The organism is Streptomyces sp. NPDC001903, assembly GCF_042891345.1.
In the GTDB taxonomy this organism is placed as follows: Bacteria; Actinomycetota; Actinomycetes; order Streptomycetales; family Streptomycetaceae; genus Streptomyces.
This window is the reverse complement of sequence record NZ_JBIASZ010000002.1, coordinates 636,030-649,610: the sequence shown is the minus strand read 5'-3', so window position 1 is coordinate 649,610 and position 13,581 is coordinate 636,030. Positions and strand designations below refer to the sequence as shown.

General features: G+C 73.1%; 11 protein-coding genes. 3 read left to right on the top strand and 8 right to left on the bottom strand.

Translation table 11 applies throughout. The features are described from left to right. Window positions 1–74: 74 nt before the first annotated feature. From ACFYZS_RS06560 to ACFYZS_RS06535, 6 genes are all read right to left on the bottom strand, one after another. Complete coding sequence (locus ACFYZS_RS06560; protein WP_389007562.1) at window positions 75–1,445, bottom strand: NAD(P)/FAD-dependent oxidoreductase; 1,371 nt, start codon at window positions 1,443–1,445, stop codon at window positions 75–77. 89 nt (window positions 1,446–1,534) lie between these two features. Continuing rightward, window positions 1,535–1,657: a hypothetical protein gene (locus tag ACFYZS_RS06555; RefSeq protein WP_389007457.1), complete on the bottom strand. Its 123-nt coding sequence runs from the start codon at window positions 1,655–1,657 to the stop codon at window positions 1,535–1,537. 77 nt (window positions 1,658–1,734) lie between these two features. Continuing rightward, window positions 1,735–2,211, bottom strand: coding sequence for an ATP-binding protein (locus tag ACFYZS_RS06550; RefSeq protein ID WP_389007455.1), 477 nt, complete (start codon window positions 2,209–2,211; stop codon window positions 1,735–1,737). A 175-nt stretch (window positions 2,212–2,386) separates the two neighbouring features. Next, entirely contained in the window at window positions 2,387–3,340 is a 954-nt protein-coding gene (locus ACFYZS_RS06545) for an anti-sigma factor RsbA family regulatory protein (protein ID WP_389007453.1), read from the bottom strand. Next, window positions 3,337–3,804, bottom strand: a complete 468-nt coding sequence (locus tag ACFYZS_RS06540) for an STAS domain-containing protein (RefSeq protein ID WP_389007452.1) — start codon at window positions 3,802–3,804, stop codon at window positions 3,337–3,339. The genes ACFYZS_RS06545 and ACFYZS_RS06540 overlap by 4 nt, the downstream gene beginning before the upstream one ends. Window positions 3,805–3,812: 8 nt before the next feature. Then, window positions 3,813–4,748, bottom strand: a complete 936-nt coding sequence (locus ACFYZS_RS06535) for a SigB/SigF/SigG family RNA polymerase sigma factor (protein WP_389007450.1) — start codon at window positions 4,746–4,748, stop codon at window positions 3,813–3,815. Between the two features lie 221 nt (window positions 4,749–4,969). Here ACFYZS_RS06535 and ACFYZS_RS06530 point away from each other — a divergent pair, with 221 nt between their 5' ends. Continuing rightward, on the top strand, window positions 4,970–5,317 hold the full coding sequence (locus tag ACFYZS_RS06530) for an STAS domain-containing protein (RefSeq protein ID WP_389007448.1): 348 nt from the start codon (window positions 4,970–4,972) through the stop codon (window positions 5,315–5,317). Here the strand turns inward: ACFYZS_RS06530 and ACFYZS_RS06525 are convergent. Continuing rightward, window positions 5,312–5,776: an ATP-binding protein gene (locus tag ACFYZS_RS06525; RefSeq protein ID WP_389007446.1), complete on the bottom strand. Its 465-nt coding sequence runs from the start codon at window positions 5,774–5,776 to the stop codon at window positions 5,312–5,314. The genes ACFYZS_RS06530 and ACFYZS_RS06525 overlap by 6 nt on opposite strands. Window positions 5,777–5,952: 176 nt before the next feature. Between ACFYZS_RS06525 and ACFYZS_RS06520 the strand changes: the two genes are divergently transcribed. Then, window positions 5,953–9,426 (top strand): HAMP domain-containing protein, encoded by a 3,474-nt coding sequence (locus ACFYZS_RS06520; protein ID WP_389007444.1) that lies wholly within the window; start codon window positions 5,953–5,955, stop codon window positions 9,424–9,426. 64 nt (window positions 9,427–9,490) lie between these two features. Further along, complete coding sequence (locus ACFYZS_RS06515) at window positions 9,491–11,914, top strand: SpoIIE family protein phosphatase (RefSeq protein WP_389007442.1); 2,424 nt, start codon at window positions 9,491–9,493, stop codon at window positions 11,912–11,914. A gap of 107 nt (window positions 11,915–12,021) precedes the next feature. Here the strand turns inward: ACFYZS_RS06515 and ACFYZS_RS06510 are convergent, their stop codons facing one another. Beyond that, a complete protein-coding gene (locus ACFYZS_RS06510) occupies window positions 12,022–13,581 on the bottom strand; it encodes a mucoidy inhibitor MuiA family protein (protein WP_389007441.1) in 1,560 nt (519 codons plus the stop codon).

Here is a 13,581-nt window from a genome sequence, read left to right as displayed (position 1 = left end):
GCCTCCCTCGTCCGCCTTGCGATCCACGGCGCCCACCGCCGCTCCCTGATCCGGCCCGATCGACAAGACACCCCCTAGGGCAGGCGCCCCGCGCGGAGGGAAGCCGCGTGCTCACGGACCTCAGCGGGCGTCAGATACGCGTCGGTGTGCTCGAAGTCCCGCAGTGTCGGCGGCCTCCACGCCTGGAAGCCCGTCCGTACGAAGTCGTCGCCCGCGACCGCGTTGAGGAGCCAGTTGGTCAGCACCCTCGTCCTGGCCACGTGGGTGCGCAGCGCCGCCCAGTGGTAGCCCCGGGCCACCGCCTGCGCGGGCAGGCCGCGCAGCTCGATGCCGAGCGGCCTGGCGACTCCGTCGCGTCCGCCCAGGTCCACCACGAGGCCCAGGTCCTCGTGCCGGTAGGGCCGCAGCGGCCGGTGGCGCAGGGTCGCGATGAGGTTGTCGGCCGCCGTCCGCCCCTGCCGCTGGGCGTGCTGGGCGGTGGGCGGGCAGACGGCCCCGTCCCGGTCCGCGGCGAGGTCGGGGACGGCGGCCGCGTCGCCGAGCGCGAGGACTCCGGGACGGCCGGGCACCGTCAGGTCGGGGGAGACCACGAGCCGCCCCCGATCGGTGTCGGCCTCCAGGGTGGCGATGAGCGGGCTGGCAGCCACCCCGGCGGTCCAGATCAGCGTGCGGCTGCGCAGGACGCGGCCGTCGGTGAGCGTCACCTCGTCCGGCCCGGCCTTGGCGACGGACACGCCGAGCGACACCTCGATGCCGCGCCGCTTCAGCACGCTCAGCGCGGATGCGCCGAGGGCCTCACCGAGCTCGGGCATCAGCGTCGGCGCGATGTCCACGAGGTGCCAGCGGATCTGTCGCGGGTCCAGGCGCGGGTAGCGCCGGACCGCGTGGTGGGTGAGCCGCTGCAGGCAGGCGGCCGTCTCGGTGCCGGCGTAGCCGCCGCCCACGACGACGAAGCACAGCCTGGAGGCCCGCTCCGCCTCGTCCTCGCATGCATCGGCGAGGTCGAGCTGCGCGATGACGTGATCGCGCAGGAAGGCGGCCTCGGCGAGGGTCTTCATCCCGCGGGCGTGCTCGGCGAGCCCGGGGATGTCGAAGGGGCGGGTGATGCTGCCCGGGGCCAGGACCAGGTGGTCGTAGGCCAGCGGGGTCAGCTCGCCCGAGATCTTCCGTACGACGCACACCCTCGCCCGGGTGTCCACGCCGACGGCGCCGCCGGGAACGATGCGGGTACGGTGCCGGCGGCTGCGGCGCAGGGACACGGCGATCGACTGCGGGGTCAGCACCCCGGCGGCGACCTGCGGGAGCAGCGGCAGGTACAGCTGGAAGGAGGACGGGGTGACGAGGACGATCTCCGCCTCGGCGGGGGAGAGGCGCCGCTCGAGGCGGCGTACGCACTCCACACCGGCGAAGCCGGCGCCCACCACCAGGATCCTCGGACGTGCCACGGCTGCTGCCACGGATGTCATGGTGTCGTTCCCTTCCCGGGCCTGCTGGGTCCACTGACTCCGGCGCGTCTGCCCCGCGGGCGGGGTTCCTACCGGTGCCGGGCCAGGGTGCGGACGAGGATCAGGAGGGCGAAGGCGATGACGATCAGGTGGACCCAGGCGGGGCCGGGCGCCGGGGTCAGGGCCAGGGAGGTGAGCGCATTCGACGTCATACCGCGCGCTTGCCCCGGTCTCCCGGAATGACGCTCCCCTGCGGGGACACGGGACACGGGGCCGGGGGCCGGCGGGGTCAGCGGCCGGTGGGCCGGCCCGAGGTCAGCCGCGATGCCTCGATCTCGGCCCAGACGGCCTTGCCGTGCTCATGGGTGCGGGTGCCCCAGCGATCGGAGAGGCGCTCCACGATGTAGAGGCCGTGTCCGCCCGGGAGCCCGCGCTGCGGGGACGGGTGGCGGCGGGGCGGTGTCGTCGAGCCGTCGAAGACCTCGATCCGGAGGACCTCACCGGAGCAGACCACGAGTTCGATGCAACCACCCGCGTGCAGGGACGCGTTGGTCAGCAGCTCGGATACGAGGAGCAGGGCGTCCTCGGAGGTATTGGTGCCGTCCCAACCCCAGTCCTGCAAGGCCTGGCGCGTGAAGTCGCGACCCTTGGCCACGTGCCCGCGGACGCCGGACAGGGCGAGGCGACGGCGCTGGACCACGGCCGAGGGCCCGGCCTGGAGCGGATCGCCGGTTCCGGTCCCGGTTCCCGGTCCGATGGTTTCCACCGTGGTACCTCACCCCCACCGTTGACACTGGTCTCTTTCTGCGTGCGGGACCCCTTGTGGCGCCGCACGGCCTCCGCCCGGTCCCTTCAGGTCCCGGTGTCGCGGACCTCGCGTATGCCCCCAGTGGAGGGGAAAACCCGAGCATGCCCGTGACATTTTAGGGGAGACGCCGGTCTCAGGCGCATGTGATGTGCATCCTCAGGGTGAGGCCGCTCTCGGAGGCGCGGATCTCGACCAGGTCGCACAGCTGATGGATCATCCACAGGCCGCGGCCTCCCCCGACCGATGCCAGGGAGGGGCGGCGGCGCCCCAGCAGGGGGTCGGCCAGGTGGCCGCCGTCGCGGACCTCGGCGACGACACCGCCGTCGGCGGTGTTCCACAGCCGCAGCGAGCCGCTCCCGCCGCCGTGGGCCAGGGAGTTGGCGGCGGCCTCGCTGACCGCGAGGATCAGGTCTCCGCGCCGGGCCGCGCCCAGCGCCGTGCCGCGGGCCCAGGCCTCGGTGTACGCGCGTACCCCGCCCAGCTCCCCGGAGGCGTACGAGTGGCGGGGCACGCTCCCCTCGGGTTCGGGCAGCGGCTCGTCGCAGTCGGCGCAGACCGCCGAGGCTTCGGAGTACTCCGGGCTGAGCAGGTCCTTGCCCTCCGCGATCACGGTGGGATGGGTGCGACGGGCGTCGGACACCACCGCGGCCGGCAGGCCGAGGACGTCGTACGGGCACAGGATGGTGGCGTGCCGGCCCGCGAAGGCGGAGTTGATGAGGGCCTCGTGACGCGTGGCCTCCAGCACCTCGGCCCGCGAGCGGCCGGGCCAGATCGGCTCGCCCACGATCCGGGCCGGCCGGCCGCCCGCGTGCCGGTCGGCGAACTCCTGCAGGGCGGCCAGGATGCGGCCGGGATTGCGGCCCAGCCGCGTCATGTCCGTCCAGGCGACCTCGGCCCCGCCGACGTCGAGGCTCTCGCGCAGGGCGTCCAGGCGCGCACCGGGCACGGCCACGAGCACCGGCTCGTCGGCCGCGAGGGCGGCCCGCACGAACCCGCCCACTCCCGCCAGGTACTCCGCCTGGCCCTGGTAGAAGAGGGCGGGGTGGACGAAGTCCCCGGGTGCGGCGGACGCAGATACGTTCATCATGCTGCGACCTCCAGCGCGGCACATTCGTCCGGGAACATCTCCACTACCTTGCGGAGCGAGTATGGCGGGTGGTGGAGCAACAGACGACGGCCCTGTCCCGTGACGGCGGCGTTCGCCCGCACCAGGGCGGCGACGGCGGCGGCATCGAGGAAGGCCACGCCGGAGAGGTCGAGATGGACGACCGGGCCGGGGATCCGGATGACGACTCCGAGCGCCGCGGACAGGACGGGCCGGGTGTCGAGGTCGCAGCTGCCGCGCAGCAGGGCGCCGGGGCGGTCGCGCAGCGGCTGCGCGGTCAGCGGGCGCCGCGCATCCGACCCGGCGTTCGCGCCGTCCGCGTCCGCGTCCGCGCCGGCTCCCGCGCCGGCGCACCGTACGACGGCGTCCGCCCACGCCACGTCGTCGTACAGCGCCTGTGCGCCTACGGGCGGGACGGACCCGTCGCTGCGGTGGGCCGGGGGCATGGCGCCGCCTACACCGAGAGCATTCCGGCGCGCAGCCGGGCCAGCGTCCGCGAGAGCAGGCGCGAGACCTGCATCTGCGAGATGCCCAGCTCGGCGCCGATCTCGGCCTGGGTCTTCTCCTGGCCGAAACGCAACTGCAGGATCAGCCGGTCGCGTTCGTCCAACTGCTCCAGCAGGGGCGCGAGGGTGTGGAACTCCTCGAAGAGCTCCATGGCGGGGTCGACGTCACCGAGGCGGTCCGCGAGCGGCCGCGTCGTCCGGCTCGTCGAGGTCGCGGGCTCGTCCCCGTCGACGCCGCAGGTGTCCAGGGAGCCGCTGGTGTATCCGTTCGCGGCGACCAGCCCGTCGATGACCTCCTCCTCCGTCAGTTCGAGGTGGTGGGCGACCTCCTTGACCGTCGGGGCGCGCCCCAGGACGTCGGACAGGGCCTCCTGCGCCTTGGCGAGCTCCGTACGCAGTTCCTGGAGCCGGCGCGGTACGTGCACGGCCCAGGTGGTGTCACGGAAGTAGCGCTTGATCTCACCGGTGATGTACGGGAGCGCGAGCGTGGAGAACTCGACCTCGCGCTCGGGGTCGTAGCGGTCGATGGCCTTGATGAGACCGATGATGCCCACCTGGATGATGTCCTCGATGTCCAGGCCCCCGCCCAGCACCCGGGCGCGGAAGCGCCGCGCGGCGAACTGCACGAGGGAGAGGTTCATCTCGATCAGGGTGTTGCGGGCGTACTGGTACTCGCGCGTGCCCTCCTCCAGGGTGCGGAGCCTTGCGAAGAAGAGCCTGGAAAGCTCGCGCGCGTCGGAGGGGGCCATCTCCCGGGGGTTCTTCACCTCGGGCAGTGCCACGTCCTGCGATGGGGCTCCCACGGTCCTTTCGACGGGTACAGAGGGCGTGATCTGCACGTCTGTTGCACGAATGGGGCCTACGGCGGTGGCCGAGCGAGACATGGTGGCCGTTCCCTCCCGATTGACTGACGGCTGCCCGGGCGCTCATGCCCCGACTTCTCGTTCTTACACGGCCCGTGCGAGATCTTTTTCCCGGACGCCCGCCGGGGCGGCCGTGTCGGCCACCGGCCGCGGTGTACCGCGGCCCCTGCGGTGCCGTAGGGCCGATCGGCAGGCATACTCCCTTGCGGAGGCCGTACAGGCGACGATCCGGGGAGGCGGAAATGACCGGAGCAGGGGACACGCACCACGAAGGCGTGGTCGGGGACGGCTACCCGTCCGGGGCCGGATGGGTGGTGCCGGCATACGGCGAGCTCGACCAGGACACGCTGGCCCCTCTGGAGGAGGCCCTCGCCGCCGCGGCGGACCGGCACGCACTGGTGGTGCTGGACGCGAGCGCCGTCACCTTCGGCGACTCGTCGTTCCTGAACCTGCTGCTGCGGGCGCACCAGCTGACCACCCTGCGGATCGCCGCCCCCGGGGAGCAGCTCCGCCGCCTCTTCGCCCTGACGGGCGCCGATACGGTCCTGTCCCTGTACCCCGGCGTCGAGGACGCCGTCGCCGGGTCATGACCGGCACGGCCCGTCCCGGCCTCCGGGCGGGCCGGTGTGCGGGCCGGGCCCGGCGTGGGGGCGGAAACAGGCCGTGATCGCCTTGCCGCCGTGGCAGGCGTGGATGTCCCACGAGTCCGCCAGTGCGGTGACGATGCCCAGCCCCCGGCCGGAGGTGGCGCCGTCGTCGGCGTCCGCCGGCCGGGGGCCGGGCAGCCGCGGATCGGCGTCGGCGACGCTGACATGGAGGCAGCGGCCGTCCCAGGTCAGCACGAGGTGGGCGGTGGCGGCGGCGTGCAGGTGGGCGTTGGTGACGAGTTCGGAGACGCTGAGGAGTACGGAGTGCACCGTGTCCGCGGCGCAGTCGCCCCACGGCAGCGACTCCAGGTGCCCGGCGGTCCACTGCCGGGCCGCCCGCACCCCCCTCGACACCGGAAACGAGCGTGCCCAGCCCACGACTTTGAGCGACAACGCGCTCACCCCATTTCATCGGTTGTGTCGTTCGTCACCGATTCGTCTACCCGGTGCCCGCTCAAGAACCCGCGAGTTCCGGGGCAGTGTGCGGAAGCGCTGCTTCAGGGTGATCGGTCGTGCCATAAGGTCCTTCGGGTCGGCGTCATCCTTCGTCGACCGGTCGTGTGGCGAGGGGTGGACGGATGTCTGAGCGGACGAGCCCGGAGCCGCCCGGCGGTTCGCCGGGACTCGAGGGCGGGGCCGGGATCGGGATCGGCGAACCGGAGCTGCGCCGTCTGCTGGCCGGTCTGACGGCCGTACGGGACGGGGATTTCCGTACCAGGCTGCCCGATACGTCGGACGGCCTGCTCGGTGAGATCGCCACGGTCTTCAACGGGATGGCCGACCAGCTGTCGCTGGTCACGTCGGAAGTGACGCGGGTGGCCCGCGAGGTGGGCACCGAGGGGACCCTGGGCGGCCAGGCCGACGTACCCGGGGTCGGCGGGGCCTGGCTGGACCTCACGGATTCGGTCAACTTCATGGCCGGAAACCTCACCGACCAGGTGCGCTCCATCGCCCAGGTCGCGACCGCCGTGGCCGAGGGCGACCTCTCCCAGAAGATCACCGTCACCGCCCGCGGGGAGATCCTGGAGCTGAAGGAGACCATCAACACGATGGTCGACCAGCTCTCCGCCTTCGCCGGGGAGGTCACGCGCGTGGCCCGCGAGGTGGGCACCGAGGGCCGGCTCGGCGGCCAGGCGGACGTGAAGGGCGTCTCCGGTACGTGGAAGGACCTCACGGAATCGGTCAACGTCATGGCCGACAACCTGACGGCACAGGTCCGTTCGATCGCCCAGGTCACCACCGCCGTGGCCCAGGGTGACCTGACACAGAAGATCCGGGTGGACGCGCGCGGGGAGATCCTGGAGCTGAAGGAGACCATCAACACGATGGTCGACCAGCTCTCCGCGTTCGCCGCCGAGGTCACGCGCGTGGCCCGCGAGGTGGGCAGCGAGGGCCGGCTCGGCGGCCAGGCCGAGGTGGAGGGAGTCTCCGGCACCTGGAAGCGACTGACGCAGAACGTCAACGGACTGGCCGGGAACCTCACCCGCCAGGTCCGGGCCATCGCCGAGGTCGCCAGCGCGGTCGCCGAGGGCGACCTGACCCGCTCGATCACCGTCGACGCCTCGGGCGAGGTCGCCGAACTCAAGGACAACATCAACTCGATGGTCGGCTCGCTGCGCGAGACCACCCGGGCCAACCAGGAACAGGACTGGCTCAAGTCCAACCTCGCCCGGATCTCGGGCCTGATGCAGGGCCACCGGGACCTCTCCGTCGTCGCCGCACTCGTCATGGACGAGCTGACACCGCTGGTCGCCGCCCAGTACGGGGCCTTCTACCTCGCCGAGGACCGCCCCGGCGCCGCCGTGCTCACCCTGGTCGGCTCGTACGGCCGCCCCGCCGGCACCGGCGAGGGCACCGCCTTCGCCCTCGGCGAGTCCCTGGTCGGGCAGGCCGCGCGCAGTCACCGGATCATCACCACGGACCAGGTCCCCGGCGACTACGTCATCTCCTCGGGGCTGGGCCGCGCCACCCCCGGCAGTCTGATCATCCTGCCGATCGTGGCGGACGAGCAGGTCCTCGGAGTGATCGAGCTCGCCTCCTTCACCGCCTTCACCCCCGTACACCGGGACTTCCTGGGCCAGTTGATGGAGACCATCGGCGTCAACGTCAACACGATCGTCGCCAACGCCCGCACCGACGAGCTGCTGGGGGAGTCGCAGCGGCTCACCGGTGAACTCCAGGCACGTTCGGCGGAGCTCCAGGTGCAGCAGGAGGAACTCCAGCGCTCCAACGCGGAACTGGAGGAGAAGGCGGCCCTCCTCGCCAGCCAGAACCGCGACATCGAGGCCAAGAACCTGGAGATCGAACAGGCGCGGCAGGAACTGGAGGACAGGGCGCAGCAGTTGTCGCTGGCCTCGAAGTACAAGTCCGAGTTCCTCGCCAACATGAGCCACGAGCTGCGCACACCGCTCAACAGCCTTCTGATCCTCGCCCAGCTGCTCGCCCAGAACCCCACCCGCAACCTCAGCCCGAAGCAGGTCGAGTACGCGGGCGTCATCCACTCGGCGGGCTCCGACCTGCTCCAGCTGATCAACGACATCCTCGACCTGTCGAAGGTCGAGGCCGGGAAGATGGACATCAACCCCGAGGCGGTGTCCCTGCCGCAGCTGCTGGAGTACGTCGACGCCACCTTCCGGCCGATGACCACGCAGAAGAGCCTCGACTTCACCGTCACCACCGCCCCCGACGCCCCGGACGCCCTGCACACCGACGACTCGCGGCTGCGGCAGGTCCTGCGCAACCTGCTGTCCAACGCCGTCAAGTTCACCGAGCGCGGCGGCGTCGAGCTCCGGATCGAACCGGCGGCGCCGCCCGAGGTCCCCGCCGGGCTGCCCGGCCGCGGGCCCGTGGTGGCCTTCCGGGTACGGGACACGGGCATCGGCATCCCCGAGCAGCAACTGGGGTCCGTCTTCGGCGCCTTCCAGCAGGCCGACGGCACGACCAGCCGCAAGTACGGCGGCACCGGCCTCGGCCTCTCCATCAGTCGCGAGATCGCCCAGCTCCTCGGCGGCGCCGTCACCGCGGAGAGCACTCCGGGACAGGGCAGCACCTTCACCCTCTACCTGCCGGTCAAGTGGGCGGACTACGGAGCGGATCCGCTGCCCGAGCCGCCGTCGCCCGCCCCGTACGCCGCGGCCGGAGCGGCCGCAGTGGGTCGCGCCGGTACGCCGGCCCTCCCCGCACAGCGGCAGGCCCGCCGCCTGCTGGTGATCGAGGAGCGCCAGGGCGGTCTGCTCTCCCTCGTCGCCGAGAGCGCCGACCGGGACTTCGCCCCCCGCCACCGGCCGGCCGGGGACCTCGCGGGCATCCAGGTCGTCGGCGTCACGAGCTCGCGGGAAGCCGCCGCCGCCCTCGCGTCGAACTCCTTCCACTGCGTCGTCCTCGAACTCGACATGCCCGACGGCGAAGCGCTGCGCTTCCTCGAAGCCCTCGACGGAGACCCGGCGCTCTCCTCCCTCCCCGTCCTCGCGCACCACAACCCCCGTCTGAACACGGGCCAGGAGACGGCGCTGCGGGAACGGGCCGCTTCGCGCCGCCTGGAGCTGCTGTCCAGTCTCGACGAGCTGCGCGAACGCATCGTGCTGCACCTGTCCGCGGACCAGCCGGGAGACGTACTGCCCTTCGTCCACGCGGGCACGGAGCGGGCGCAGACCCCCGCGCACGTGCCCGACGACGGACTGGCCGGACGCACCGTCCTCGTCGTCGACGACGACGCGCGCAACCTGTACGCCCTCAGCGGCGTACTCGAACTGCACGGCATCCGGGTGCTCCACGCGGAGGACGGGCGCAAGGGCATCGAGACGCTCACCCGCAACGAGGGCGTCGACCTCATCCTGATGGACGTGATGATGCCGGAACTGGACGGGTACGCGGCGACCGCCGAGATCAGGCGGATGCCGGCCTACGCCGGCCTGCCCATCATCGCGGTCACCGCCAAGGCGATGCCCGGTGACCGGGAGAAGAGCCTCGCCGCGGGGGCCAGCGACTACGTGACCAAGCCGGTCGACGCCGACGACCTCATCGCCCGCGTCCGGCACTGGCTCGCCGGATGACCTTCGCCCGCCGAGCCCGTCCCGTCGCCCGCCGAGCCCGTCCCAGCAAGGAGCCGGAAGCACCGTGAGCACCCCCGACACACAGTGGCACGGCGATGCTCGGGCACCGCGCGCGGGCGCCGAGGAGCCGGTCCGCAAGACGATCCCGCACCAGGCATCGACCCCCTTGGGGCGCCTCGTCGCCACCGTCGAACGCCTGCGCGGCGAGGTGCAGGCGGCGCACGCGGCCGCGGACGGCAGGGCCCTGGTCGAACTGGCCAAGGGCATCCTGATCGGACAACTGAGCTGCACGCCCGCCGCGGCCGCACGGCAACTGGACGAACTGTCCCGCGAGACCGGGCTGTCCCCGCTCGACCTCGCCGCGGACATCGTCAACCAGGCCGCCCGCGACCACGTCAGCGAGGTCGCCGCCGAGTTCGTCGAGCGCACCGGCACCCTCGGCCCGGCCAAGCCGTCCACCAGGATGGCGGTCCGGCTGCGCACCGCCGAGAGCGGGATGCTGGCAGCCGCCGACGACACCCAGGCGGTGGCGGAATCGCTCCTGACGAACGCCTTCAAACCCTTGGGGGCGATCGCCGTCGCCGTGTGGACCGCGGCGCCCGACGGTTCCCTGGCCCTCGCCGGATACGCCGGGTTCCCGCCCGGGGAAGCCGCGCGCTGGCGCCACGTCCCCCCGGGCGTCTCCACCGTCGCCCGCCTCGCCCTGCGCGAGCGCCGACTGGTCACCCTCGCCCGCATGCAACGCGAAGGGCTGCCCTCGATCGCGCACCTGCACTGGCCCGACGGCGGACGGATGGCCGTACCGGCCGGGACGGGCGGCCGCATCCACGGCGTCCTCGAAATCTGCTGGCCGCACCCCCTGGCACCGCAGCCCCCGCAGATCGAGCGCCAGGTCGAAGCCCTCGCCGAACTCTGCGCCCGCACCATGGACACCGCGCCCCCGGCCGATCCCGACCTCCCCGAAGCGGTGCTCCCGGACGTCTCGGAGCTGACCGACCTCGCCGAGGGGCTGCACGACCCCGCCGTCATCCTCACCCCCGTGCTGGACTCCGAGGGGCGGCTGACCGACTTCCGCATCCGCCACGCCAGCAGCCGGTTCGTCGACCCCGCCGGACGCCGGCGCGCCGACGTGAACGGGGCCCTGCTGCTGGAGGCCTATCCGACGGCCGCCGGCGAGAACGGGCTGTTCGACATCATCGAGCGGGTGCACGCCACCGGCGAACCCTTCAGGGCCGAACGCATGAGCCTGACCGCGCTCGTCGACCAGATCCCGCTGACCTCGGTCGCGGACATCAGCGTCAGCCGGCACGGCGCCGCCGTCCTGCTGATCTGGCGGATCGAGGACGAGACGGCGCGACTGGCCGACCTGCTCCAGCACGCCCAGCGCCTGGGCCGGATCGGCGGCTTCGAGGAGAACCTCGTCACCGGCAAGATCACCTGGAACGCCCAGTTGTACGCGCTGCACGGACTGCCGGCCGGCGCCGCGCCCGTACCGCTGCGGGAACTGCCCGGCTACGCCCACCCCGACGACTCCGCCGCCCTGGAGCGCTTCCTGCGGGCCGTGCTGCGCCACCGCCGCCCCGCATCCGTCGATCTGCGCCTGCGCAGGTCCGACGGGATCACCCGGCACATCCGCGTCGTCGCCGAGCCCGTCCTCGACGCCGACCGGCGCCTGCACGCCGTCCGCGGCGCCTACCAGGACATCTCCGCCCAGCACTGGACCGAAGTCGCCCTGGCCGCCACCCGGGACCAACTCGCCCACACCGCGGCCGAGTCCGCCGAACGCAACCGCCTCGCCCTCCAGCTCCAGCACGCCATCATGCCGCCCACCCCGCCGGCCGTCGAAGCGCCGGGCCTGCGCGTGGCCGTGCGGTACCGGCCCGCGGAGTCCGAGTCGCTCGTCGGCGGCGACTGGTACGACACCGTGGTGCTGCCGTCCGGGCTGATCATGCTCTCCGTGGGGGACGTCGCCGGGCACGGCATCGAGGCCGCCACCGGCATGGTCGTCCTGCGCAACGCCCTGCGCGGCCTGGCCGTGACCGGCGCGGGCCCCGCCCAACTGCTGTCCTGGCTCAACACGGTCACCCACCACCTGGCGAAGCACGTGACGGCCACCGCCGTCTGCGGGCTCTTCGACCCCCGTACCCGGGTGATGCGCTGGGCGCGCGCCGGGCACCTGCCCCCCGTACTCGTCCGCGGCGGCGAACCCGAAGCCTTCCCGCTCATCGAGGGACTGCTCCTCGGAGCGCTGCCGGACGTCACGTACATCGAACGGGAGGTCCGGCTGGAACCGGACGACACCCTGCTGATGTTCACGGACGGGCTGGTGGAGCGGCGGGACTCCTCGGTGGAGGACTCCCTGCGCCACCTCGTGAACGCGGCGGCCTGCGGGGTCGGCGACCTGGACGCGCAGCTGGACCGCCTCCTCGCCGAGAGCCGCTCCGACACGGACGACGACACCTGCGTCATCGGGATCCAGGTCGGCTGACACCGGTCGCGGGCCTCACGGCCGCGTCACACCTGCGGGGGGTTCGGGGTCGGCCGTCAGGATCTTGCTCTCCGGCCCCCGGGCCGGCCCGCGGCCGGCGCGACGCTTCAGATCCCGGCGACCTTGGCGCTCGCCGACAGCTCGTAGACCAGGGTGAGCGTGCGGCGGCCGCCGGGCGGGAGCGCGACGTCCCAGCGCGCGATGCCATCGGCGTCGACCGAGGCGGGCGCGGGGGAGCAGGCCTCCTTGAGCAGGCGCACCTCCACCGCCGAGACCTCCGAGACCGGGACCCGCTCCCGCACCACGACCACCCGTTCGCCGTGCTCCGAGGGGGCGGAGAACCGGGACAGGTGCAGGCGGACCGTGCGGGTGACCACGGTCCGCTGGGTGATTCCGGCGGTGGTCCGGCTCTCCTCGGTCTCCCGGACCACGCCGTGGTCGTCACAGCTGCCGAAGGCCAGTACGACCGGGGCCCCGGGCGCGGTGAAGTCCAGCGTGCCGCGGCCGCCGAACCCGCCGGAGCGGACCAGGTCCACAGGACCGGCGAGCAGCGCGTGGCCGGACCCGTTGTCGAACCGCACCACCCGGGTGACCAGCGGGGACAGCTCGGGCGAGCAGGCGTACTCGCTGCGGGCGGGCGCGGTGAACGCGGACAGCGGCACCCGGTGCGCGCGCCCGTCACCGGGTACGGAGACCGGCGCGGGTGCGCCCAGCACCCGCGCCTGCCCGCCGTCGTCGACCCCGGGCAGCCCGAGCACCGGGGCCGGGCCGATGTCCCCGATCGCCTCCTCGCGCAACTCGACGTCGACCGTGCGGCGTTCGGCGGCGGTGCGCTCTCCCAGCGTCAGCCGGTCCTCGCCGAGCCGCGGCGGATCGGTGGCCAGCGCCGACCGGGCCGTCGACAACGTCAGGCGTACGCCCGACCAGTCCTCCCCGGTGCGCTGCCAGACCATCGCGTCGGTCTCCAGCGTGAGGGAGTCGCCGTCCAGTACGGCCCGGTAGGCGGGCCGCCACAGGGCGCACGGGGTGAGGTGGCTCAGGCGCAGCCGGGCCGGGCCGGCCGCCGCCGCGTCCACCGTGAGCTCGACATGGCCGACCAGCTCGGCGGGCCGCGTCTCGGAGCGGTCCATGGCCTGCCGGACCTCCCCGAGCTCGGTGTCGATCACTGCCAACCGGGCCTGAGCGGCCCGCAGTTGCTCTGAGAACTCCGCGCGCTCGCCGTCCACCCGGTCCAGTTCGCGGGCCCAGCGGGGCCCGTCGCTCTCCCCGCAGCCGGCTCCCTCGCCGATGTCCCGCAGCAGATCGGCGGCGAGGCGGCCGAGCACGTCGAGCCGGGCCTGCAGCCGGTCGCGCCGCTGCCCCACCGTGTGCCGCTCGCCTTCCAGTTCGTGCGCGCGGCGGCGCAGGGCGGAGTCGTCGGCGGACGGCAGCGGTCCGCTCGGCGTCCAGGTACGGACGATCCGTGCGTCGAGCACGGTCGCCGGCCGATCGGCGGCCAGCTCGGCATGGAGGGTGCGGTCGACGGCCAGCGCACTGACCGGCCCGAGGCGCAGTCGCTGGACTCCGGCCCGGAGGTCCAGCACGGTGGTGCGCTCGATGTGGGCCCGGTCCTCCAGACAGGTGACCGCGGTGACGGGGAGGGCGATCGGCGTGGGGGCCGTGGACAT